General features: G+C 40.7%; 27 protein-coding genes. 8 read left to right on the top strand and 19 right to left on the bottom strand.

Annotated features, from left to right (window positions below; genetic code table 11):
• Positions 1-2 precede the first annotated feature (2 nt).
• Positions 3-500 carry an acyl-CoA thioesterase gene (locus tag G529_RS0101485; RefSeq protein WP_026913838.1) on the bottom strand — a complete coding sequence of 166 codons (498 nt, stop codon included), beginning with the start codon at positions 498-500 and terminating at the stop codon, positions 3-5.
• 82 nt (positions 501-582) lie between these two features.
• Between G529_RS0101485 and G529_RS0101480 the strand changes: the two genes are divergently transcribed.
• From G529_RS0101480 to nadD, 4 genes are all read left to right on the top strand, one after another.
• On the top strand, positions 583-1,545 hold the full coding sequence (locus G529_RS0101480) for a YheT family hydrolase (RefSeq protein WP_026913837.1): 963 nt from the start codon (positions 583-585) through the stop codon (positions 1,543-1,545).
• A 74-nt stretch (positions 1,546-1,619) separates the two neighbouring features.
• Entirely contained in the window at positions 1,620-2,477 is an 858-nt protein-coding gene (locus G529_RS0101475; RefSeq protein ID WP_026913836.1) for a YicC/YloC family endoribonuclease, read from the top strand.
• On the top strand, positions 2,477-3,064 hold the full coding sequence (gene gmk, locus G529_RS0101470; protein ID WP_026913835.1) for a guanylate kinase: 588 nt from the start codon (positions 2,477-2,479) through the stop codon (positions 3,062-3,064). Before G529_RS0101475 ends, gmk begins: the two co-directional genes overlap by 1 nt.
• Positions 3,061-3,645 (top strand): nicotinate (nicotinamide) nucleotide adenylyltransferase, encoded by a 585-nt coding sequence (gene nadD, locus G529_RS0101465; protein WP_026913834.1) that lies wholly within the window; start codon positions 3,061-3,063, stop codon positions 3,643-3,645. Before gmk ends, nadD begins: the two co-directional genes overlap by 4 nt.
• 140 nt (positions 3,646-3,785) lie before the next feature.
• On the opposite strand, the gene lysM is transcribed toward nadD, so the two are convergent.
• Positions 3,786-4,286: a peptidoglycan-binding protein LysM gene (gene lysM / locus G529_RS0101460; RefSeq protein ID WP_026913833.1), complete on the bottom strand. Its 501-nt coding sequence runs from the start codon at positions 4,284-4,286 to the stop codon at positions 3,786-3,788.
• Positions 4,287-4,639: 353 nt separating this feature from the next.
• Between lysM and G529_RS0101455 the strand changes: the two genes are divergently transcribed.
• The 3 genes from G529_RS0101455 to G529_RS0101445 all read left to right on the top strand — a co-directional run bounded on the left by G529_RS0101455 (position 4,640) and on the right by G529_RS0101445 (position 8,279).
• Entirely contained in the window at positions 4,640-5,635 is a 996-nt protein-coding gene (locus tag G529_RS0101455; RefSeq protein ID WP_026913832.1) for an NAD(P)H-dependent glycerol-3-phosphate dehydrogenase, read from the top strand.
• A 128-nt stretch (positions 5,636-5,763) separates the two neighbouring features.
• The gene (locus G529_RS0101450) at positions 5,764-6,399 is read left to right on the top strand and encodes a hypothetical protein (protein WP_157514514.1); all 636 of its coding nucleotides are present in this window, start codon (positions 5,764-5,766) and stop codon (positions 6,397-6,399) included.
• A 185-nt stretch (positions 6,400-6,584) separates the two neighbouring features.
• Positions 6,585-8,279, top strand: coding sequence for an LVIVD repeat-containing protein (locus G529_RS0101445; RefSeq protein WP_026913830.1), 1,695 nt, complete (start codon positions 6,585-6,587; stop codon positions 8,277-8,279).
• A gap of 69 nt (positions 8,280-8,348) precedes the next feature.
• On the opposite strand, the gene G529_RS0101440 is transcribed toward G529_RS0101445, so the two are convergent.
• The 5 genes from G529_RS0101440 to G529_RS0101420 all read right to left on the bottom strand — a co-directional run bounded on the left by G529_RS0101440 (position 8,349) and on the right by G529_RS0101420 (position 11,067).
• On the bottom strand, positions 8,349-8,744 hold the full coding sequence (locus G529_RS0101440) for a hypothetical protein (protein WP_026913829.1): 396 nt from the start codon (positions 8,742-8,744) through the stop codon (positions 8,349-8,351).
• The gene (locus G529_RS16580; protein ID WP_169513770.1) at positions 8,741-8,917 is read right to left on the bottom strand and encodes a hypothetical protein; all 177 of its coding nucleotides are present in this window, start codon (positions 8,915-8,917) and stop codon (positions 8,741-8,743) included. The genes G529_RS0101440 and G529_RS16580 overlap by 4 nt, the downstream gene beginning before the upstream one ends.
• Entirely contained in the window at positions 8,917-9,936 is a 1,020-nt protein-coding gene (gene pheS / locus G529_RS0101430; RefSeq protein ID WP_026913828.1) for a phenylalanine--tRNA ligase subunit alpha, read from the bottom strand. The genes G529_RS16580 and pheS overlap by 1 nt, the downstream gene beginning before the upstream one ends.
• Positions 9,937-10,002: 66 nt before the next feature.
• Positions 10,003-10,710 carry a membrane protein gene (locus tag G529_RS0101425; protein WP_026913827.1) on the bottom strand — a complete coding sequence of 236 codons (708 nt, stop codon included), beginning with the start codon at positions 10,708-10,710 and terminating at the stop codon, positions 10,003-10,005.
• Positions 10,711-11,067, bottom strand: a complete 357-nt coding sequence (locus G529_RS0101420) for a hypothetical protein (RefSeq protein WP_026913826.1) — start codon at positions 11,065-11,067, stop codon at positions 10,711-10,713.
• 46 nt (positions 11,068-11,113) lie between these two features.
• Here G529_RS0101420 and G529_RS0101415 point away from each other — a divergent pair, with 46 nt between their 5' ends.
• Positions 11,114-11,638: a CvpA family protein gene (locus G529_RS0101415; protein WP_026913825.1), complete on the top strand. Its 525-nt coding sequence runs from the start codon at positions 11,114-11,116 to the stop codon at positions 11,636-11,638.
• 61 nt (positions 11,639-11,699) lie between these two features.
• On the opposite strand, the gene G529_RS0101410 is transcribed toward G529_RS0101415, so the two are convergent.
• The 12 genes from G529_RS0101410 to G529_RS0101355 all read right to left on the bottom strand — a co-directional run bounded on the left by G529_RS0101410 (position 11,700) and on the right by G529_RS0101355 (position 24,467).
• Positions 11,700-12,323 (bottom strand): carbonic anhydrase family protein, encoded by a 624-nt coding sequence (locus G529_RS0101410; protein WP_026913824.1) that lies wholly within the window; start codon positions 12,321-12,323, stop codon positions 11,700-11,702.
• A 39-nt stretch (positions 12,324-12,362) separates the two neighbouring features.
• The gene (locus tag G529_RS0101405; RefSeq protein WP_026913823.1) at positions 12,363-13,937 is read right to left on the bottom strand and encodes a SulP family inorganic anion transporter; all 1,575 of its coding nucleotides are present in this window, start codon (positions 13,935-13,937) and stop codon (positions 12,363-12,365) included.
• Positions 13,938-14,030: 93 nt separating this feature from the next.
• Positions 14,031-14,321, bottom strand: a complete 291-nt coding sequence (locus tag G529_RS0101400; protein ID WP_026913822.1) for a hypothetical protein — start codon at positions 14,319-14,321, stop codon at positions 14,031-14,033.
• Positions 14,322-14,398: 77 nt separating this feature from the next.
• Positions 14,399-15,148: an SH3 domain-containing protein gene (locus G529_RS0101395; RefSeq protein ID WP_026913821.1), complete on the bottom strand. Its 750-nt coding sequence runs from the start codon at positions 15,146-15,148 to the stop codon at positions 14,399-14,401.
• Position 15,149: 1 nt separating this feature from the next.
• A complete protein-coding gene (locus G529_RS0101390; protein WP_026913820.1) occupies positions 15,150-16,907 on the bottom strand; it encodes a BatD family protein in 1,758 nt (585 codons plus the stop codon).
• A 46-nt stretch (positions 16,908-16,953) separates the two neighbouring features.
• A complete protein-coding gene (locus G529_RS0101385) occupies positions 16,954-17,829 on the bottom strand; it encodes a tetratricopeptide repeat protein (protein ID WP_026913819.1) in 876 nt (291 codons plus the stop codon).
• Entirely contained in the window at positions 17,819-18,880 is a 1,062-nt protein-coding gene (locus G529_RS0101380) for a VWA domain-containing protein (RefSeq protein WP_035695379.1), read from the bottom strand. The genes G529_RS0101385 and G529_RS0101380 overlap by 11 nt, the downstream gene beginning before the upstream one ends.
• Position 18,881: 1 nt before the next feature.
• Positions 18,882-19,886, bottom strand: a complete 1,005-nt coding sequence (locus tag G529_RS0101375; RefSeq protein ID WP_026913817.1) for a vWA domain-containing protein — start codon at positions 19,884-19,886, stop codon at positions 18,882-18,884.
• Entirely contained in the window at positions 19,886-21,520 is a 1,635-nt protein-coding gene (locus tag G529_RS0101370) for a BatD family protein (RefSeq protein ID WP_026913816.1), read from the bottom strand. The genes G529_RS0101375 and G529_RS0101370 overlap by 1 nt, the downstream gene beginning before the upstream one ends.
• Before the next feature lie 3 nt (positions 21,521-21,523).
• Positions 21,524-22,390, bottom strand: a complete 867-nt coding sequence (locus G529_RS0101365; protein ID WP_026913815.1) for a DUF58 domain-containing protein — start codon at positions 22,388-22,390, stop codon at positions 21,524-21,526.
• Positions 22,391-22,461: 71 nt separating this feature from the next.
• Positions 22,462-23,466 (bottom strand): AAA family ATPase, encoded by a 1,005-nt coding sequence (locus tag G529_RS0101360; protein ID WP_084509722.1) that lies wholly within the window; start codon positions 23,464-23,466, stop codon positions 22,462-22,464.
• A gap of 152 nt (positions 23,467-23,618) precedes the next feature.
• Positions 23,619-24,467: a DUF4382 domain-containing protein gene (locus tag G529_RS0101355; protein WP_026913813.1), complete on the bottom strand. Its 849-nt coding sequence runs from the start codon at positions 24,465-24,467 to the stop codon at positions 23,619-23,621.
• Between the last annotated feature and the right edge of the window lie 139 nt (positions 24,468-24,606).

Genomic DNA, 24,606 nt, shown 5'->3' with positions numbered 1-24,606 from the left:
TTTTAAAGTTTCGCCAGCTCTTCGCTGCTCAAATTGTCTGGTCGTTTCCCGTACTTACGGGTATCTTCCTTGGTCAGGATTCTGAATTCCTTAGTTTTAGGGGTATTGTCCAACTGCTGAAAAAGCTCCTCCGGGAGAGTGGTAAGTTTTCGTTCTTCCAGGTCTATCCATGATCCCATCATCTCACAGGTTGCACAATTCCTACCCTTGTGATCATAGATCTTATGAATGAACTCAAAGTACATTCCGTCTTCAGATAGTCCGTTTAACTCGAGACTCACCGTGACCGGTTCCCCGGCAAAGATCTCTTTGAAATAATAGATGTGCTCGTAGAATACGATTGGTCCAAGGTTGTAATGAGCAAGTTGTTTCTGTCCAAATCCATTTTCCATTAAAAAGCCCATTCTGGTATGGCTCATAAAGTTTATATAGGCAGAGTTGGCCAGGTGCCTGTTGGCGTCGAGGTCACTCCATCTTATCTCGAATTTTTTGGTATACATGATCTTACTTTTTATTCAAAACTACCAATAAATAGTATGCATGCATAACAAATTTTGCCTAAGTTTATATTAAATTAGATTCATGCCGCTGCTCACAAGCAACTACCATCCCTCCAGTATTTTCAAGAATGCAGACACCTCCACCATTTACGCCGGCAAACTCCGGAAGGTAGATTTATCCTATACCCGGGAACGTATTACCTTAAGCGATGGAGATTTTATCGATCTGGACTGGAGTCACTGCAAAGGGAATTCAGAATTACTGGTCATCCTGCTTCATGGTCTGGCAGGTAGCGCAAACCGGCCCTATATGCAGGGAATGGCACGAGCTTTCAACGATATGGACTGGGATGCGGTAGCCATGAATTTTCGTGGCTGCAGCGAAGAAATGAACCGCTATTTTCAAAGTTATCATGCCGGTGCCAGCGATGATCTGGCCGAAGTAATAACGCATGTCTTATCCTTAGATAAATATCATAAGATTGCCCTGGTTGGATTTAGCCTGGGTGGAAATCTTCTTATGAAGTATCTTGGTGAAAATCGCAGCAGGCCGGAGCAAATCCTGGGTGCCGCCGGAGTATCGGTTCCATGTGACCTTGCAGGATCTCTTGGCGCAATTAACAGAACACGAAATTTTATCTATAGCAAAAGATTCGAGATCAATTTAAAGCAACACCTCTTAAAGCGTGCGCAAAAATTTCCGGATCACCTGGATCGAAGAAAAATTGCCTCCTGCAAGTCTCTTCGGGATATAGACGAACTTTACACTTCGAGGGCACATGGGTATAAAAATGCTGATGACTATTACGCCCAGGCGAGTGCCCAGAATTTTCTTCAGAACATCGAGGTGCCAACCTTACTTATAAGTGCAAAAAATGATAGTTTCCTATCTGCCGGCTGTTACCCTGTTAAGCTTGCTGAAAATTCAGAGAAAATAAATCTTGATATGCCTGCTTTTGGCGGTCATGTAGGTTTTGTAGATAAAAACAATTGCTATTATCATGAAAAAAGGATCGCTAGCTTTATGAGCGCACTTTTAGATTAGCCGGTATCTGTAAGGCATTCAATTGTACATGCTATAGAATTGATTATCTTTGCGCAAGCTTTTAAAATTCAGGCATGATCCAATCGATGACAGGCTTTGGGAAGAGCGTTACACAAATTCCCACGAAGAAAATCACTGTTGAACTTAAATCCCTCAATAGTAAGAATTTTGACCTGAATGCCCGCATTCCGTCCCAATACCGCGAAAAAGAACTGGACCTTCGGAATATTATTTCCGATTCTCTTGGCCGGGGAAAAGTAGATCTTTCCATTTATGTGGAATCTACAGCAGAACAAACCTCCACAAATGTAAATACTGAAGTAGTACAGATCTATATGGATCAACTTCGGAAGATTGTTGATGCCAGCGAAATCGAGCTGTTGAAAATGGCAGTTAAAATGCCCGATGCGCTTAAAACAGAACGTGAAGAGATCGATGAAGAAGAGTTTGTGGTGATCGAAACCGCGGTAAAAGACGCCCTAAAAGAGATCAACAATTTCAGGACTGATGAAGGCAAGGCGCTGGAGAAAGACCTTCAGCTTCGTATTCATAACATCAAAGCCTTACTGGAAGATGTGATCAGGATCGATCCAGATCGTGTCGAAGCTGTTAGAGAGCGACTTCGGAAGGGCATAGAGGAAATAAAGGAACAGGCCGATGAAAATCGTTTTGAGCAGGAGATCGTATACTATATCGAAAAATTTGATATTACTGAAGAAAAGGTAAGACTGGACAATCATCTGGATTATTTTCAGAAGACCCTGGATTCTTCAGATTCCAATGGACGAAAACTTGCCTTTATTTCCCAGGAAATTGGAAGGGAGATCAATACCATTGGCAGTAAGTCTAATTATGCTCCCATGCAGCAAATGGTGGTGCAGATGAAGGATGAACTTGAAAAGATTAAAGAACAGATCTTAAACGTATTGTAATGGATAACGGTAAATTGATCGTTTTTTCGGCACCTTCAGGCTCAGGAAAGACCACCATCGTAAGACATCTTCTAAAACACGAGGAATTAAAACTTGATTTCTCAATTTCAGCAACCTCCAGGGAAGCAAGAGGTGAAGAAGAACATGGAAAGGATTATTATTTTCTGTCTCTTTCAGATTTCAAACAGAAGATCAAAAATGACGAGTTCCTGGAATGGGAAGAAGTTTATCGCGATAATTTCTACGGAACTTTAAAAAGCGAAGTAGAAAGGATCTGGGCAAAAGGGAAGCATGTTATTTTTGATATAGACGTTGTTGGCGGTTTGGATATCAAACATATCTATCCAGACAGAACGCTGGCGGTATTCGTAAAACCACCAAGTATCGAAGAGTTAAAGATCAGGTTGAAGAAGCGTAAGACTGAAAGCGATGACAAGATCAATATGCGCGTCGCAAAAGCTTCTATTGAACTGGCGACTGCACCTCAATTTGATTTCATTATCGAAAACAATCACCTTGGAACTGCTTTAAAGGAAGCTTATAATCTGGTTTCCAATTATGTTGGCGCAGATAACATAAAGGAATGAACAGGAAAGTAGGTTTATTTTTTGGATCCTTTAACCCTATCCATATTGGCCATTTGATCATAGCCAATCATATGGTGGAATATTCAGATCTTGATGAGGTCTGGCTGGTAGTGACTCCGCATAATCCACACAAGAAAAAAAGCACTTTACTTGATAATCATCACAGGCTCGAGATGGTTTACAAAGCGTGTGAACATTATGAAAATCTCAAACCCAGTAATATTGAATTTGGGCTTGAACAACCAAATTATACCGTAAATACGCTGGCTCACTTACAGGAAAAGTTTCCTACAAATGAGTTCTGCCTGATCATGGGTGAGGATAATTTAAAAAGCTTCCATCGCTGGAAGAATTTTGAAGTTATACTGGAGAATCATCAATTGTACATATATCCCAGAATAGCTGAAGGTATGGTGGCAGATCGATTTAAAGATCACCCCAGCATTATCAGAGTGAATGCTCCCATAATAGAAATATCAGCCACGTTTATTAGAAAATCCATTTCCGAAGAAAAAAATGTCACACCCCTGTTACCTGAGGGGGTTTGGGAATATATAGATCAAATGAATTTCTATAAATAAGTAAAGACTGTTTAAAAATCCGTTTTTGAATATACTGGTTTGCTGATTGAACCTACTTTTTTCATTGTGGAACTACAAGCATAAGAACGTCGACTGCTCTCAATTTAATATTCTCAGGACTTTTAAACAGTCTTTGAAATCTATCTTTTACTATCCATTGGGGGTATTCTTAGAACCTGCCCCGGATAAATTTTATCTGGATCATCCAGCATAGGCTTGTTTGCCTCAAAGATCAATGGATACTGGTTTGGATCTCCATAATGTTTTTTAGAAATCTTACTCAGGGTATCCCCTCTTTCTACTGTATGAAAAGTAGCTTCAGGTTCCTTGTTTTCAACATCCATTCGATCGTCTACCTGCGCGATTCCTTCAGAGTTACCTACAACCAGTACGATCTTTTCGCGAGTTGCCTGGTCTAAAGCAGTTCCGGTGATCGTTGCCATATCATGTTCAATATTGATATGAAGATTATCAGCTTTAAGATTTAGATCTCGAATGGTTTCTTCCAGATTCCTGGAAACTCTTTCGTTTTCCTTCTTCTCTTTTAACTGGTTATCTGTTGTACTTACTTCATTGTTCTTCGGTTTATCTGCACCAAAGATCTTTTTTCCTGCATTCTTAATGAACGAAAATAATCCCATTATTGTGATTTATAGTTAGTTATTTAAATGTACAAAAGCCTTGCAGATTGGTTTCTCTTGTCCATCCTAAAGTTTTCTCAAAATTGAGTAGCATAAAAAAAACCGCTCCTTTCGAAACGGTTTTTTTCAACTAAATAACCAACCAAAAAAACTAAGAATGTTACTTTACTAAATGAATGTAAAGCACATTGTTAGAACGATCACAGATGCATCAAATTGTACTATTGCCTAATTTTTAAATGTTAATCTTTAGACAGCTCCATTATGGCATTCTCAATAATAGGACTGAAATGCCAAACAATTCTTTCAATACTTTTAAAATTGACTATTTTTGAAGAAGAGAATGTAATTATATGGATAAAGCTCCGAGTTTTGGTGTTATTGGTGGAGGTAGCTGGGCAACGGCTATTGTAAAGATGTTATGTGAGAATCTGGATAATGTTAACTGGTATATGCGCAGTGTATACGCCGTGGAACACATTAGAAAACAGGATCATAATCCTAATTATCTGAGTTCAGTAGAATTCAATAACGACCAGCTTACGCTTAGCAACGACATCAACGAGGTCGTGAAAGCATCAGAATTCATCATTTTCGCGATTCCTTCCGCATTCCTGAAAAGGGAGCTGGATGCCCTTACAATTCCCCTGCATGATAAAATTGTTTTTTCTGCGATCAAAGGAATTGTTCCCGAAACGAGTCTTATAGTAGGTGAGCATTTTAACCAGTATTTTGATGTTCCAATGGAATGTATTGGAGTACTTACCGGACCCTGTCACGCAGAGGAGGTTGCGCTGGAAAGACTATCCTATCTTACTGTGGCCTGCCAGGATGAGCAAAAAGCCCAGCTGGTGGCAGGTTATCTTGGCAGTGATTACATCACCTGTAAAACTACAGATGACGTCATAGGCACAGAATATGCCGCTGTTTTAAAGAATATCTACGCGATCGCAGCAGGAATTGCTCATGGCCTGGGGTATGGAGATAATTTCCAGAGCGTGCTTATGAGTAACGCCATCAGAGAAATGAAGAAGTTCATCAAGAAAGTACATAAAATGAAGCGCAATATCAATGACAGCGCTTACCTGGGCGACCTGCTGGTTACCGGTTACTCCGTATTCAGCCGTAACCGGATGTTCGGGAATATGATCGGGAAAGGTTATACCGTAAAAAGCGCACAGATGGAGATGAGCATGGTTGCTGAAGGTTATTATGCCACCGAGAGTGCTTATAAGATCAACAAGGAGAAAGGAGCAAAAACTCCCATTATCAACGCTGTGTACGCCATACTTTATGAAGGCAAGAATCCTAAAAAGGTCTTTAATAAACTGGTAGATAAACTGGATTAATTATAGGTTTTTTCTTACATAGCGATTTATAAATCCCTGTGCAGCAAACTTTTCAGCGATTTATTTACGCTATTATCATCTTATATATTACTTTTACTCCACCAAATCTTTTTAAACCAAAAATTATCATGAACAAAAAATTACTTTTTCTCGGCTTAGGACTTGGCCTATTCCTAACCGGGTGTGAGACCGATGCTGTTTCTGAGGATATTACTTCAGAAACTAATTCCGCGGTAAAAGAGTCTAAAACTGCTGTAACTAAAATCCATGAGCCAGTATTCCTGAATGGTATACATGAGCCGGTATTCCTAAAGAACGGTTTCGAGGATTGTGATACTTTCCCAATCTATGACGGTCCAAAGGATCTTCATGTTGGCAAAGGTGACGTTATGGACTTCAGTGATCACACTCATCTGGAAAATCTTCGTGTTGCCGGTGAACTGAATATTTGTGGTGAGATTGAAACAGAAAAAAATACTGTTATTAGACGTAACGGTGAGATGACTACTGTTGGTCTTGCTATTATAGGATCTGAAGAAGAACCTAAAGATCTTGTGATTAACTATGGAGGGCATTTCAATATAAACGGAGCCCTTATAGTTACAGGTGATTTGATTCTAAATACCGGAGCAACCCTACAGTTCCTTAATGATGATTTGGAGCACAACTGGTTATGGGTGATGGGAGATATTAGAACTGCCGATTACTCCTTTATCTACGGTATGTACAATACCTACGAAGGTGAGGAAGACCACGAACACTAGAAAATTCATTATTTCGTTATATTGAGAAAGTCGGCTATCTGCCGGCTTTTTTCATTATAAGTAATTTCTTATCCGTTAATTCTTACACTTTATCGAAAAAGCCTGTAGTTCAACTAGTTTGGTTTTTATAACTCGGTTTAATTACTATTTTTACCTGCCCAAATACTTTAACTAACCTATTTACCATGAATAAAAGACTATTCGGATTAAGCCTAAGTGCTATCCTATTATTTGCATCCTGCGAAAAGAGCAGTATTACAGACGAACCTTCTCAGGAATCTGATTTCAGTATTGCAGATGCTTCAGAACTTAGCTCCGCGATCAATTTTAACGAAACTGGTGTTATTGGTTTTGCCTCTGTTAGCAACAATAGAAATTCAGATGCTTCTACCGTTTTTGGTATCGAGCAGATCGCTTCGCTGGAAGCTCCTGAAGTTGATGGTGTAAAATTAAGAGCTACACATGTAGATGTAAAAGGTAATTTCGCCTATGTTTCTTATAACAAAGAAGGCGCAACTTATCTTGGAGCTGTAGATGTAATCGACATCCAGGACAAATACAATCCTGTTTTAGTTAATAGAATGACCACTACGATTGCAGATATCAACTCATTATTTGTAGATAGTAATAATGTTCTTGTACTAACTGGGGCTTCAGCAAAAGAGAATCGCGGAACAGGAAATCGCACGATGATGGCGTATTTCAACCTTGAAAACGGTAATTTACCTTCCACTCTCGTTCAGGAAGTAGATGACATTCGAGTAGAAGTTAACTATAATCTTGATTTCGGGAATTCTGGAAATGCAGGTGTTCATGTGCTGCCTATAGATGGCGAAGCTATCGCAATTAGTGGAGATGCAGGTGCGATCACAAGATTTGAATATCCTGGAATGATTACTGCTTTTGAAGGAATCTCTACAGAAGAAATTGGAGACCTTAGATATGCTGCACTCAAAAACAACACGTTGGCTGTTTTAAGTGGCGTTGACGGACTCATGAACTTCAACGTTGCTGATGGGTTTGTGCTTGATTCTCAAATAAGCACCGCTCCATTAACTGCAGAATCAAAAAGAACGATTGCCTGGTATGGAGACAATATCCTAGTTTCTGAAGGTACAGATGGTGCCGGGATCTATAGTTTTGAGACGAATTCCAAAGTAGGCAACCTCCCACTTCAAATGCATCCCGATGCTGCTACTGTTTCTATTGAAGATGCTGTGACTAACGCAGTTTCTACTGATGGAAATTTTGTATATATGGCTAATGGAGGTGCAGGACTTGATATCTTAAAGCTTGGTGAGGATTTAAATCCTCTTGCTGAAGGGATAGCAGAAATTGAAGGTAGTGCCAACTTCGTACAGGCGAAAGGGGAATATATTTATGTTGCTTCTGGAAAAGGTTTGAAAATTCTTCGTATCATTTCTGCGGAAGATACTCCGAACAATAGCCCGGAAGAATTTCTAAGCTGTTCAGATTACCCGGTATTTGACGGAGACAAAAATCTTACCATCACGCCTTCTGCTTCAGAGTCATACTCCGGAGTTATGAACGTAAAAAATCTAAATGTTAATGGTACGCTTAATTTCTGCGGAACCATGTTCATTGAAAAAAGTGCTAATCTAAGTAGTGGCGGAGAAATGAATGTTTCCGGTGCTATGTATCTTGGTAATAACAGATCTGCTGAAAATCTTACGATCACTTCGGGAAGTACACTTAGAGTAAACGGACTGGTTGAAATTCACGGAGACCTGAATATCCAGAGCAATGGAAAGCTGGAATTTGTTGGTGAAGGTTCAAAGATCTATGTTGGAGGAACAGTAAAAGTTGATGATGGTGCTGCTCTTGAAGGAGAATTCAAAGACCTTAATGACAGATTCTAAAAGATCTTGACTTATAAAGAATTAAAAAAGCCTCCAAACGGAGGCTTTTTTTGTGCTATAATTGAGTCATTATTTCGCGAGAATTCCTTTTTCCGGAATCACCGGGATTTCCACCCGTGCATTTTCCCGAATGCTATTTGCCTTAAAAACAAAAGTCTTCTCATACATTTTATTATTCTGGAAGAATGTGACCTTGAACTCATTGTTCAGTTTAAGCACATCTTGCTGAAGAAATTCGATCTTAGCGAAATTCTTCGCGGGCAATACTTCGATCTTGTGTCGCATGGTAGAAGTTTCCTTCTTCTTATCATAACCTCTGGATACGATAAGAGCCATTTCCAAAGCTTCAGAAGAAGCATTGATCAAATAGGCATTCCATTCATAGGTCTCAAACTGTTCGTTTAATACATAGACCGCAGCGAGGTATACCTCTTCCACTTCCGGAATATCAATATCTTTTCTCAAAATGTATCTTCAGCTTTATGTTTGATCTTGATCCATAGCCCGTATAAAATAGCTGCAGCAACAGCCAGCAGGATCAATCCCAGCGTGATCTTTATGACCGCGATCACAAAGGTTACATATATAATGATTCCCAAAATAATGGCACCAATAATAAGGATCGCATACTTTTTCATTACAGGGCAGATTTAAATTGCTCAAGAAATCTTAGGTCATTCTCGTAGAACATCCTGATATCCTCGATCTGGTAAAGTAGCATGGCGATTCTTTCTATTCCCATCCCGAATGCAAATCCAGAATATTCCTGTGGATCTATATTGCAGTTTCGTAGAACATTGGGATCAACCATTCCGCAGCCCATGATCTCGAGCCAGCCGGTTCCTTTGGTGATTCGGTAATCGGTTTCCGTTTCGAGTCCCCAGTAAACATCAACTTCGGCGCTTGGCTCTGTAAATGGAAAATAAGAAGGTCTCAGGCGTATTTTAGATTTTCCGAAGAGTTGCTCTGTAAAATACAGGATCGTTTGTTTCATATCTGCAAAAGACACGTCCTTATCGATGTATAATCCTTCTACCTGGTGAAAAATACAATGTGATCTTGCCGAAATCGCTTCATTTCTGAAAACTCTTCCCGGAGAGATCGTTCTAATTGGCGGTTTATTCTCCTCCATGTAGCGAACCTGAACAGAAGACGTATGCGTTCTAAGCAAAATATCAGGATCTGTCTGTATAAAAAACGTATCCTGCATGTCTCTTGCCGGGTGGTACTCGGGAAGGTTCAATGCCGTAAAATTATGCCAGTCATCTTCCATCTCTGGTCCCTCGGAAACATTGAAACCAATATTGCTGAAGATCTCGGTGATCTGATTCTTTACAATAGAAATTGGATGCCTGGAACCTATTTCAACCGGTTCTCCCGGTCTGCTAAGATCACCATACACTCCTTTTTCCTCCTGACTGTTCTCCAGACTTTCCCTTAAAGAATTTACTCGCTGGGTAGCGGCATTTTTAAGCTGATTGATCACCTGCCCAAATTCTTTCTTCTGCTCATTAGGAACATTCTTGAATTCAGCGAAATAGTCATTCAGAATCCCTTTTTTTCCAAGGTATTTGATTCGGAAAGTTTCTATTTCTTCATTCGTAGCAGCATTAAAGCTTTCAACATCTGCAATATGCCCTTTAATCTTATCAATCATTGGTCTAGTCTTTTCAGAAGCGCAAATTTAGTAAAATTAATACCGAAAATCCTTCGCTTTAAATGCTTATTCTGAAGTGGCCACTTCCGAAGAAAGAGACTTCACCAGCAACCGGTCCCGGTAAATAAAGGTCATCAGGAAAAATACGGAAAGCGCTCCGAAACTATGCCATAACCAATGTGTCCCCATTGGAATCAGGTACATAAATCCATCCAGTACTCTAAAGCTAATGGCGAACCCAAAACTGAGAAATGCAAGTAAGATATAAATCCAGTTCTTAGACCTTGTGGTTAGGAAATAGGTGATCACCGGCAGTAAAAGTCCCAAAGCGGTACCAACATATCCGGCAGAGGTTTGCATGCTATCATCCCAGGGAAGCGCCCGTACTCCAAACACGAGCAGTAAAATTAAAGCGATAAGCCAAATTCTCTTACGGTTGTTCACTTCCAGTTTGACCGTGTAATATACCGAAACTGCCAGGCATAAAATGATGATGGGCAGCCAGTCCAGGTACATCCAAAAATCGTGACTACGGGTAGCATGATATACTGTGCCTCCAACAAAGCCCAGAAATAGTACGGGAAGGCTCCATGCCAGGAACCTGTGATGCCGATAGTCATTGTAGACCTTCAGGGAAAAGTAAATGATGATAAGTAAAAAAAAGACGTTGCTAAAAGTATTAAACGGTTCTACCGGTAATCTTCCGGCCATAGTTTCCTGATAAATGGGACCACTATCGTTGGGAAACACATCCATACTTAGCAAAGGCATCATTTAAGAAATATACTTTTTTTCGATGAAATAATGAACGATTGCTTCCTTCATTAAAATCGACTGCTCACCGGCTTTCAAACTTGGCAGCTGCTCCTTGACCTTGAAATGTGGCCAGCTGTCTTCATCAAAATAATCGAATTCGTAATAGCCATAGGGTTCCAGCAAGGTACATATGGCGATATGCATCAAATCCAGTTTATGGTCTTTTTTAAATTTCCGGTGAACCTGACCCAGTTCCTGTACCCCGATTAAGTAAATAATAGCATCCAGTTCCAACGTATCTCCATCTGCAAATTGCTGGGATAACTTGGTTTGCAATTCCTGCCAGCGCTCCTTTAATTGTTCATCTCTTGCCATATTGCAAAGATATCATCTAAGATTTTATAATTATTATATTTGGTGCATGAATACAGTGGATATAATCCTGGGAATTTTCGTGCTTTATGGATTGGTACGTGGTTTTTTCAGGGGGTTTTTAACCGAGCTTGCTTCGCTGGTAGGACTTGTAGCTGGGATCTATGGTGCTATTCACTTTTCATATTACGCCGGCGAATTTCTTTCGCAACATGTAGACTGGGATATCGAAATCATCAATCTCGCGAGCCTGGCCATCACTTTCCTGATTATCATTTTCGTAGTTTCCCTGGTTGGTAAGATGCTTACCAAAGTAGCCGATTTTGCTGCACTGGGTATCGTAAACAAATTATTGGGAGCGGCATTTGGATTACTGAAATCTGCTTTTATCGCCAGCGTGATCATCATGTTTTTTATGAGCAGTATTAAAACACTTGAATTCGTAGAAACTGAAACCCTAGAAGAATCTGTACTTTATGAACCGGTAGCGGTCATCGCCCCGATCATATTACCATCTATCATCAAACAGGTAAAAGAAAGAGACCTTTGGGACACTGAGGAGGAAGCTGAATAAAAAAATCCGGAACCACCTGTTCAGCGATCCCGGATTTTAATTTTGTCTCTTACTAATTAACTTATAGCAAGCTCACTTTTCCATTAGAGATTGAATATACTCCTCCAACGATTTTAATCTCACCATTATCTTCCATTTCCTTAAGGATCGGGCTCTTTTCCCTGATTCTATCCATGGTAAGTTTTACGTTATTTTCAACTACGCCAGCTACGAAGTCAGAATTACTGGAGTTTCTTTCGCCACTGGTTTCAGTAGCTTTTACGGCTGGCTTTATATTGCTTAGTAAATGTGTGATATTTCCAAGTTCCACATCATCACAGGCCGCTTTCACCGCACCACAGGCTTCATGTCCAAGTACCATTACCAGTTTACTTCCGGCTACCTTGCAGGAATATTCCAGGCTTCCCAGGATATCGGTATTTTCAAAATTTCCGGCCACCCTCGCAGAGAATATATCACCCACTCCCTGGTCAAAAATAGTTTCCAGTGGCACTCTTGAGTCTATGCAACCAAGTACGACCGCCTGTGGCCATTGACCACCTTTTGTTAGTTCTACCTGGGAGGCATAATCCCTCTGGTGCATTTTTGCGTTGGAAAAACGTTCATTTCCTTCCATTAGATCCTTCAGCACGGCATCGGGGCTCAATTGGGTTTGTTTTTCCTTATTGATAATATCTTTAATCATAATTTGTTTTTTAGGTGTAGGTTCTATTGAACTACTGGTTTAACTAATCTTCTTCTGTGCAAAAAACTCCTGATAACTATCTGGATTCTCCACTGTGCCTCTTTCAGAAATGATTTTTATATCTATATTCTTTTCCGCAGCTTTTACTCTGAAATCATCAAGAATTTCAATAATATCGTTATCTAAGTACCTGCTTTTCCGCACATCCATAATCAGGTTGGAATTCTCTTTCAATTTATTCAGTTCCTTGATGATCGCTCCTTTATTGATAAAAGTAACCTCTTCAGCAAGAGTCATTTTCACAGTCTTGTTCTCGGCAGTTTCATTTTCAATATGAAGAAAATAAGAATTCTGGTAGGATTTGATAAGAATGACCACGATTCCAACAGCAAGTCCCAGACCAATTCCAATCAATAGATCTCCGAACACGATCCCTACGATAGTGACGATGAATGGGATAAACTGCTTCCATCCTTTTAAATACATTTCCCTGAACAATGCTGGTTTTGCAAGTTTATATCCAACTAAAAACAGGATCGCTGCAAGTACAGAAAGCGGTATATAGTTAAGAATATTCGGAATAATAATGATCGAAATAAGCAATAAGAAACCATGCAAAATCGCTGCCATTTTAGTCTGTCCTCCAGACTGTATGTTGGCAGAACTTCTTACGATCACCTGTGTAATTGGTAATCCTCCAATCATACCTGAAAGCATGTTTCCTGTTCCCTGTGCGAAAAGTTCCCTGTTGGTTGGAGTTGTTCTCTTGTGAGGATCCAGCTTATCGGTCGCTTCCACACAAAGTAATGTCTCCAGGCTGGCAACCAGAGCGATGGTAAAACCAGTGATCCAGATCTGTAACGTCCCGATCATTTCAAAGGATGGTAAGGTAAATTGACCAATAAAGGAATCAAAGCTATCCGGCACAGGAACATTTACCAGGTGCTCTTTGGAAATTCCCAGGGTATCGTCGCCCTGTGTTAAGAGATAGAAAATGATTCCCGCAGCTACCGCCACCAAAGGCCCCTGTACGAGTTTAAAGAATTTGCCTTTTTTGCTAAGCACAGTTTCCCATAAAACAAGGATGATCATAGCTATGACTGCAATTATGGTAGCTCCGGGGCTAATCCCGTTTACCATATTAAATATCTCAGAAAAGGTATTCTCGCCATCTACCTGGAAAAACGCCCAGTCTCCCTGCGGGTCATCGTCATAACCAAAGAAATGAGGAATCTGTTTCAGGATAATGATGATCCCGATACCTGTAAGCATTCCTTTGATTACTGAATTCGGAAAATAATATCCTATGATACCGGCCTTCAGGAGCCCAAACCCAATCTGGATCGCCCCTCCAATTACTACTGCCAGTAATAAATTCTCATAACCAAGGTTTGTGATCGCTGCCAGGACTATGGCTGCAAGACCGGCTGCCGGACCACTAACTCCTAAGCTCGAACCGCTTATGGCACCAACTACAATACCACCAATGATTCCGGCAATTAATCCGGAAAATAGCGGAGCACCACTGGCAAGAGCAATCCCAAGACATAACGGGATCGCGACAAAAAACACGACAATACTTGCCGGAAAATCTTTATTTAAATGCTTAAACATATATAATGTATTATTTCAGGATAAATCCTGTAATCTTAAAATTGAAAATTAGAAAAGGCTCACGAAAAGTTGTGTGAAAATGATATTGGAATACTATGCCTGTTTTGGCGGAGGAGAAGTGATGGAAAGAAAAACCTTGTAACGGCTCTCTTTATACCAATGACCTTCCTGAGTTCTATTTTGAAGATATTGTATGCTATGATAATTGGATTCCTGCTGTTCCAGGGTATATTCCAGGCTAATCTGATTCTTGGAAGAACTTTCTTCTTCATTTACATCGTAGGCAATGGAAATATCAACATTTCTGTCTATCAACGCAATAATGCTGGGAGTGCACAGAAATGCTGTAAATACTAAAGCCAGGATAAGAGTGGTCTTCTTCACAATGGTAAAACTAAGTCAAATTTCAGAACAATAGCGGTAACTATAATACTGAATTGCGAAGACTTTATCAAAATTATCTACAGTTTCCTGATGTTTTGTGTCTGGACCCATCCCTGCGCGCCGTTAGAAAGCTGTATTCTGGACCACTCCTGGAAATTCTCGAGAACCTTTGCCTTGGTACCTTCATGAAGCTCATAACTGGCTTCACCTCGCAAATTTGGTTCATCACGCACCTCTACAACTTCTTCGAAAATGATCGCATATCTGTTATTCTCGACAAAGGTCTCCTGTTGAAAAGCAAAAACTACAGTGATGATACACGCCAATAAACTAAGGCTAGCTAATCCCAGGAAGACTCTTTTTTTGAGCGAGTTTCTGGATATATAATACAATAAGAATAAAATCACGAAAATTACCGAAAATGCGATAGCAAAAACTGCCCATCCTGAAGCCGAATAGTTCGCGATCATTCGGTCGAAAGAAGCTGATAGTCCAGTTTCCTCCACCTCATCAATATCATCGATGGCCATATTTCTCGCAAACTCAATATTGTTGAGAATATCCTCATCCTTTGGTTCAAGCTGAAGCGCTTTCTCAAAATAATAGATACTTGGTGCGACATTATTTAATTTATAATGCGCGTTCCCCAGATTATAGTAAAGCTCGGCAGAAGCCTCACCATCCTTAAGGATCTTTTCATAACTGGAAATGGCAGCTTCAAACTCCCCATTTTGGTATGCAAGGTTTGCTATTTCAAATAATTCCTGGTTCTGGGAAAACCCGGAAAGGGAAACCAATAGAAAGATAAGAACGAATACCTGTCTCATATTATAATTGTTTATCCAAGGTTGAAATTACTCTTACAGCTTTGTCATAATCCTGCTGCATAGCGTCTGATGAAGCAGGGGTATAGCGGGCAAATTCACAACTGGACAAAAGAGCGAGAAACTCTGTCGTGGTTTGCTCATCCACCTGCTTTTCGCTGAGTATCTGCTGAATTCTGTCCTTACTCATTTCGCTGGTCGTGATACCCAGTTTTGCTTTCAGATAATTATGCATGGACCTTTCCAGGGCAAGATAGAATTCCTTTTGATTACCTAAATTTCGTTTTGCTTCTGAAAGATATTTCCGGGCAAGTTTATCTGCCTTCCGGAGTCGGTTTCCTGTATCATCAGCCGCTCTTTTATCTCTTTTTCTTCCGAAGAGAATAAATAAAGGAATTGCCGCCAACGGTAGCACTAAAGCTGTCCAGAAACCTGCTGAACCGAAGAATCCTGTATCGTCCAGAGATCTTAAAGAAGTATTCAGCTTTATGAATCTAAACTGACTGTCATTAAACGCGACCGGTTGTTTGTTCACTCCGGGACTGCTCATATTACTGGAACCCGCAAGGGGTCCGCTATCCACGCTAATTAGCATTTCGTCTGAAGTGTGGGTGATATAAGTCTCGCTCTTTGGATCAAAATATGAAAAAGACAATGCCGGGATTGGATATTTTCCTTTTCTCGTTGGCACAATGGTATAGGAATTCGAAATACTTCCCTGCATGCCATTCAGGTTCGTATTTACATTTTCCCGACGTTCTGGATCATACATTTCCAGCGAGGACGGAGCAGTTAACTCAGGCAGATCAAATAACTTGAGATTTCCATTCCCTTTTACCTCCACTTTAGCTTCCAGGCTTTCCCCGGCGTTCAATTCTTTTTTGTTACTGCTAACGCTGAAATCAAATTTTCCAACAGCACCGGTAAAGTTCTCAGGGGCGTTTGAAGGCAATGATTTCACATTGATCTTCTTATTATCTGCTGCCACGGTTTTGTTGACCGTTTTATAGATCCTGCTTCCAAAAATATCCCGGCGTTCACTGGGAACATCGACCGCCACAGATAATGTAAGCGGTTCAATATTTAATTCACCGGTTTTTTGAGGATATAAAATCGTTTTTCTGAGAACCACATAACGATAAGGCTCTCCGCGATATTCTCCATTTTCTACCCGAAGCTGTTTGATATCAACACTCTGACTCCAGAAATCATTAAATTTTGGGTTATCCAGCTCTCTCCAGTTGCTTACGCTAATTCGCGGACTCACATACAGCTTGTAAACCACGGTGATCGCTTCATTTAGGTAAGGATTCGCTTTTGAGACTTCTGCGACGAGATGCAGATTGTCTTCGGCAATCAATTCAGTATTATTCCCATCAGTAGGTTTGTCGACCGCCGCGGTCACTTCTATATCTATGGGTGAAGTTTTATAGACCTTGTCATCGATAACGATTTCTGCCTGTCCAACGGTGAGTGTTCCTCGCTTTTTCGGCTGCAGATAAAAACTGTAGGTCTTGGAATAAGCCATTTTCCCGTTCAGGATGCTCGTACTAATCTTTTGATTAGGTCCACCAACCACGGTAAAGTCTGAAAAGGTAGGAGCATTAAAATTGTCTCCATCTTCGTTCATTTCGAAATCAACCCGAAGCCGTTCATTAATTCCCAGCTTCTCCCTGCTTACCTTCGCTTCAAAACGCACCTGCGCCTGGAGCAAACCTCCGGTAAACATCAAAAAACTTAAAATCAATAATTTTGTTTTCATCATTATCTGTATCAACGCAATTTTTAGTCAGAAATTTTAAAGAATCTTACCAGTCTTTTTCGGCTTTAACTTTCACGCCCTTAGCTTTCTGGGCATTGATTTTATCCTGAACCTTCTTTTCTTCATTGTTCATGGCTTCTAACAGGCTTTGTATTTGCTGAGGAGAAAGCTTTCCCTGCGCTGGCTTTGGCTTTTGCTGTTGCTTTTCATCACCCTTGCCTTTATCATCTTTATTCTCGTCCCCGTCCTGCTTGTCCTTATCTTCGTTCTGGTCGCCCTCTTTCTTATCTTTTTCGTTCTCTCCCTCGTCCTTAGGCTTTTGATCCTGCTTTTCGTCGTCACCACCTTCCCCATCATTATTCTGATCTTTCTGATCCTGGTTCTGGTCTTTATTTTCCTTGTTATCCTGCTTATCCTGATTCTGCTCGTCGTTTTGATCTGGATTTTGTTTTTCCTCTTCCAGTTTCTTTTTAGCTAATGCCAGATTATAACGAGTTTCGTCATCGGCAGGATTATTCCGTAGGGCATTTTTATAAGCATTTACAGCTTCCTGATAATTCTTTTGCTGCATGTAAGAATTACCAAGATTATGAAAGATCTGATGTTTTTCTTCCTTGGTTTCAGCGATTTCGGCTGCCTCTTTTAAACGTTGTTCTGCATTCAGGGATTTTTCTTTGGCATAATACAGATTTCCCATATTATACTTTGCCTTCATATTGGAAGGATCCTTGGCAATGACTTTTCTATAAGATGCTTCCGCATTCGCAAATTTATTTTCTGAAAGTGCCTCCTGCGCCTCTACAATATATTCATTGGATTCCTGCTGAAGCTTCTCCTGGTCCTTTTGTGCGAAAACGCCGATGATTCCGAAGTGGAACAATAGAATACTAAGTATGATCTTAAAACCGGTATTATGCTGCATCGTTCTTCTCCTTTTTTCTGCCACCTTCATTAAAAAGATTCAATTTTCTTAACCAGGCGGTACTTTTCTCCAATACAAAAATATCTAGAAAAAATAATGCCAAAGCTATTCCCAGAAACCACTGAAATTGAGATTCATAGTCGGCAAACTGCTTGGCTTCAAATTCTGTTTTTTCTATATTCTGAAGCTGACTCAAAACTTCATCCACAACATCTCCGGTAACATTGCCTTCGATATAAGCACCTTCAGTAGCATCTGCAATCTCCTGAAGGGTTTGAGAATTCAACTTTGTGATAACGGTTTGATTCTGGTTATTTTTCTTATAATTCTGTATAATACCGTTACGTTTAATAGGAATTGGCCCACCTTTCTCGGTTCCTACTCCAATGGTAAAGATGCGTATTCCATCTTCCGCAGCCTTTTCAGCGATATCCTCCACATTGCCTTCATGATCCTCTCCATCACTAATGATGAACAGCACCCGATTGGTTTGCTGGGCATCGTCATAATACGTGGTCGCCAGTTCTATCGCATCGCTTATAGCCGTTCCCTGCGAAGAGATCATATCTGTGTTCAAAGCCTGCAGGAACATTTTAGCGGAAGAATAATCGGTCGTAATTGGCAATTGCGGAAACGCACCACCGGCATACGCGATAATCCCAACGCGGTCACTTCCGAGATTGTTTAAAATCTGACTTACCAGTTGTTTTGACTTCTCAATTCTACTTGGCGCAATATCTTCGGCCTCCATGCTTTTGGATACATCTATGGCAAAAACGATATCAACCCCTTCCCGCTTGACAGTTTCCATTTTAGAACCTATTTTAGGATTCACCAGCGCTACAACCAACGCAGCGATCCCAAGCAGGATCAATAAAAGTTTTAGAAAAGGTTTACTTCTGGACCGATCGGGAACAAGACTTTTTAAAAGGTGGCTATCTGCAAATTTTCGCCGTGTTCTTCTCTGCCAGAATACCAGTAGAAGATACAGCAAGATCACTAGTGGGATCACCAGCAACAACCAAAACCATATTTTTTCTTCTAACATCATATCAAACAAAGCTTCTAAAAACCGTCATTCGTAATAGCACTTCCAGCAAAAGCAAACCACCGGCAAGCAGCACCAATGGTCTGTATTTTTCGTCATAATTATAGTATCGAAATTCTTCAATGTCTGTCTTTTCCAGAGCGTCAATTTCCTCGTAAATAGCTTCCAGTTTTTCGTTATCGGTCGCTCTAAAATATTTTCCTCCAGTTGTGGAAGCGATCTGGTTAAGTAATTCTTCGTCAATTTCTACCGGCACATTTCCATACTGAAACCTTCGGTTAGGTAAAATGGCCGTTGGAGATAAAGCGGTACCGTTACTACCAACGCCAATAGTATAAACCCTGATCCCAAATTCCAATGCCAGCTCACTGGCGGTATTAGGATCTATAAACCCGGAGTTGTTCACCCCATCGGTAAGTAGAATGATCACTTTACTTTCAGCATCGCTGTCTTTTATTCTATTTACTGCTGTAGCCAGTCCGGAACCTATTGCGGTTCCATTTTCCAGTACATTATTATATTCTATATCTTCCAGTGCGTCCAACACGATAGACTTATCACTGGTAATTGGAGTTTTGGTAAAACTTTCTCCGGCATAAACCACCAGACCAATTCTATCTGCAGGACGACCTTTTATAAATTCTTCTGCCACATTTTTAGTAGCCTCTAAACGGGTGGGTTGTAAATCTCTCGCCAACATACTGGCCGAAACATCTATTGCCATAACAATGTCGATTCCCTGTGTACTACTGGACTGCGTCGAAACATCAACCGTTCTTGGTCGCGCCATGGCCGTAATGATCAAGGCCAGTGTAAGTAATCTTAATACAAAAAGTACCGGTCGAAATTTAGGAAGCAGGCCAGATTTCCCCTTGAATCCTTTAGTTGTAGAAATCTTAAGTGCAGCAGTTTGCTTGTTTCGCTTCCAGATATACCAGCCTATTGCCAGCGGAAGCAGCAACAGTAACCAGAAAAACTCCGGATTCTCGAAATTAAAATTTGCAAACATTATTCTTTCAGGTTATTTATTTCAACTGAATTGATGATCCTTTGCGAGATTTCTTCAGCATAGTTATCATCTTCATTGAAGATGACAATAATCTGTTCAAAACCACCCTTTTCAGCAAAATTCAGAATTACATATTCATTTGGGATCGCCTCTCCGGTAACAGGATTCTGAGCCTGGAGCGTTCCAAAAACCTTAAGACCTTTGGCGCCGTTCAGCGTCGTAAATTCCTCCTGCTTCATGACGATATTCGTTGCACCCTGCGCTTCCAGGTTGGTGTAAATTCCATCAACAGCTTTTTGCAGATCAAATTGCACTTCTCCATGGAATTTAATAGTGGTCACTGCGGAATAGAAATTACTTAGCAAGCTTCCGTAGATAAAAGTTTCAGAGCCTACCATCATGCGCTGCACATCTTCCGGCATTTCGATCTCACCTCGAACCAGTACTTGTGGGGTAGTCACCGCAACCGAAGGATTCCCATATTCACTGCGAATCCATTCACCTTCCAGCAATTCTTTGGTAGGATGTCCAATATAAGTATCCATCACATAGGTAATACCTTTGGTGGCTATAAGGGTAGTCACTCCTATGATGACAATGGCTGCACCAACCAGAACACCCAGAATGATTTTGCGTTTCTTTCTCTTTTTGCGCTGAGCTTCCAGATACTCCTCATCCTGCAGCAATTCTTCCTGAGTAGGCTTAGGAACCGAAGCACGGAGATCATCAATAATTAACTGGGTCTTGGAACGATCATCCTTTGCGGTAATCACATCTGGTTTGGATCGGGCAAACTTCGCCAGATCGGCTCTATTAAGTATTTTTTCAAAATTTCGAATAGTATCTTCGCTAAGATTCAGCTTGCCAGACTCCCGCTGTGCCTGCAAATAGATAATGAGTTCTCCGGTAGTCCTTTCCAGCCCATGATCATAGATCTTGCGATCCAGGTATTTTCTCACGGCAAAACTCAGTTGCGAATAATATTCTCTAATCTCCCTCTTTTCCAGGAGTCCGGAGTTATCCAATTGCTGAAGTTGTTCCATGGCTTCTTCATAAGGTGGAAGTTCACGCACCTTATCATCAGATTTTCTTTTTCGCACGATCAGGTAAACTGCTGCTCCGGCGACTGCCAGGATTGCCAGCAACCACCATAACCAGTCGGGAATACTGAATCCTGGTGAAACTGTTACCGATGGTTTTAGAGGAAATAAATTCTGCTTGGTAGTATCTACAATCACATCCTTTACCTCTACAGCGAAAGAATCTGTACGATACGTCCTGTTTTGAATAAGCACTTCCTGGGAAGGAATTACGTATTTACCACTATCAAATTGCGTTAAAAAATATTCCTTCAGTAGCCTGAATTTTCCCTGCTCTCGAAGTGTATCCGGATCTTTACTTTCCACCATTTCCAGTGGAGCAAAAGTTTCACCTTCAGGAAAAACAACAAGATCTTCAGGACTTGAGTTCACTTCAATCTTATAAGTGATCTGCTCACCAATTTTAATGCTGGTTGAATCTATACTGGAAGTAACTTCCTGAGCCCAGAGACCTTGAAATAGCAACATGGCCAGAATCCCGGGCAGGATCCTTACTATTTGTTGGCGATATGTGGAGATCTTACTTGAGTTCATGAGTTAAGCTCTTCTTTTGAAATAGCCCAGTAGTTTCTTTACGTAATTTTCGTCTGTTCTGTTATTGATAGTTCCCGCGCCACTTACAGAGAAACTTTGCAGAAAATAATCCAGGCGCTCCTGGTAATATTTGGAATAGGAATGGCGCACAGCTTTAGAACCGGTATCTACAGTTATATAATTACCACTTTCAGCATCTTGCATTTGTACAAGACCAAGGTTTGGAATGCTTTCTTCCATTTTATCAAATATCCTGATCCCGGTAACATCATGTTTGTTGGCGGCAATTTTCAGAGTATGCTGATAGTCCTCATCCATAAAATCTGACAGAATAAAAACGATCGCCTTTTTCTTCATCACATTAGACAGGTACTTTAAAGCACCCGTAATATCTGTTGCTGAATTTTGAGGATGGAATTCGAGTAATTCCCGAATAATCCTGAGTACATGAGAACGTCCTTTCTTTGGCGGAATATATAGTTCGATCTTATCTGTAAATAACATCAAACCAATCTTGTCATTGTTATTTGTTGCTGAAAATGCCAGTGTAGCAGCAATTTCGGTCACTACATCTTTTTTGAATTGCTCGCGGGTACCAAAAAGTTCAGATCCTGAAACATCTACCATAAGCATCATGGTAAGTTCCCGTTCTTCCTCAAATACTTTTACGAATGGCTCATTGTAACGCGCGGTAACGTTCCAGTCGATATTTCGAACGTCATCCCCAAACTGGTAAGATCTTACCTCGCTAAAGGTCATTCCGCGTCCTTTAAAAGTAGAATGATATTCCCCACCAAAGACATGATCGCTCAGTCTGCGGGTTTTGATCTCTATTTTGCGTACTTTCTTAAGAAGCTCTTTTGTATCCATCTATACCTTCAACAATGTTTATGAACCGGTAACTTCAGTCACCAATCTTCGGCCTTGCACGATTTTGATCGTTATGGCACTTCGATTTCATTCACGATCTTGTTGATAAGATCTTCCGAAGTAATATTTTCAGCTTCAGCCTCATAGGTGATTCCAATTCTATGTCTAAGCACGTCATGTACCACGGCACGTACATCTTCAGGCACCACATAACCGCGACGACGAATAAAAGCATAGCATTTGGAAGCTACAGCAAGGTTGATACTTCCCCTTGGTGATGCGCCAAAGCTAATCAAAGGTTTGATATCAGACAGGTTGTAATTCTCCGGGTTTCTTGTTGCAAAGATGATATCGAGAATATACTTTTCGATCTTCTCATCCATATAAACTTCACGAACTGCACTCTGCGCACGCAAAATCTGTTCAAGACTTACCACAGGGTTCACTTTTTCAAATGCACCTTTGAGATTGGCACGAATGATCAATTGTTCTTCTGCCATTTTAGGATACTTGATCACCGTCTTCAGCATGAATCTATCTACCTGTGCTTCTGGCAGTGGATAGGTTCCCTCCTGTTCCACCGGGTTTTGAGTGGCCATAACCAGGAAAGGCTTATCCAGAACAAAAGTTTCATCACCTATGGTTACCTGCTTCTCCTGCATGGCTTCCAGTAAAGCCGATTGTACCTTTGCCGGAGCTCGGTTGATCTCATCTGCAAGCACAAAATTGGCGAATATTGGTCCCTTTTTTATACTGAAGTCATTCTCCTTCATATTATAGATGAGGGTTCCCACAACATCTGCAGGTAAAAGATCTGGAGTGAACTGTACCCGGCTGAAACTCCCCTGAACAGCCTGAGATAAGGTGTTGATCGCCAGAGTTTTCGCCAGACCGGGAACTCCTTCCAGAAGAATATGTCCCTGGCCAAGTAACCCGATTAAAAGGCGTTCAACCATATGATGCTGCCCTACGATGACCTTGTTCATCTCCCGGGTTAGCAGGTCTACAAAAGCACTCTCTTTTTCAATTTTTTCGTTAATACTGGCTATATCAACAGATGAATCGTTTTCCATCATGATTTTTCAGATTTTGATGTCGTGAATATACGTACAACATGTAAGCGTCGCAAATTGTTATTTTATTGGATTTACGTTGGTTAAAAAAAGGTTAAAATAGAAAAGGCAGTACCCTGAAGTACTGCCTTTTCCATTGTATTTTGAGCAGATGCCTATAGCTCTATCTCACCAAGATCTGTTGTTTCGTTTGGACGAACTTCCACATCGCTTACCGTATAAACTGTAAGACCAGAAGAAATTTGAGGCGTGATTTTCACATCATAAGTTCCTGCTGGCACTCCGTTTAGAGCAAAATCACCATTGGCATTCGTATACGCCGATACGGTAATTCCATTACCGGTTAGTACAACCAGCGACTGTACATCGCTGTTCAATGCTGCAGGCACTACAGTGGTCCCTACGACCATTCCCGCATTGGCTTCAGCGCTTAACCTGATCACAGGCTTCAAATTATAGCTACCGTTTCCTGTCTCTACGATGGACTGGTCTACATCAAAATCCAAAAGAAATGCATAGTTTTCACCAGCTTCCAAACGCTGATTCAATTGTAATTTAAGACCAGATTGTTGTGCACTTGGAGTATTTAAGGCTTTGGTTTCACCATCTATCACCACCGTGTTGTCTGGCCCTAAGATCAATCTCATCTGTCCAACATAACCGGCTTCAACTTCAGTATTTGCCAGAAGTTGTGATACTCCACCCGTTAATTCCAGCAAATCGTAGATCCCTGTATCCACATCATCCAGAGTCACCCACTGGCTACCTTCAGTTGCATCGTCATCAATTGCATCAAGATCTTCATCAGCTTCAAGCTGAATTTCAATTCCCTGCACATCCACAAAAACTGCATCGTAATCTCCAGGAGCATCGGTCATACGGATACTAAGATTTGCCATTCCGGCGGCAGAACCTTCAGAATCATCGTCATTACAACTCACAAGTCCAACAGAAATTAACGTTGCCAACAGCAGGCTTTTAAAACTTACATTCAGGTATTTCATATATTGATTTTATTTGGTTCATGCGGAGAACGGCAATTCCCATGCTAAATTTTAATCAAAAAGACGCTTTAACTTATTTTAACGCAACTTAACCACGCTTTAATACAGGAATCCCCGATGCTAAGCAATACTTTCTTAC

This window comes from Christiangramia portivictoriae DSM 23547 (assembly GCF_000423045.1).
Classification (GTDB): domain Bacteria; phylum Bacteroidota; class Bacteroidia; order Flavobacteriales; family Flavobacteriaceae; genus Christiangramia; species Christiangramia portivictoriae.
This window is presented reverse-complemented; position numbering and strand designations above follow the sequence as displayed.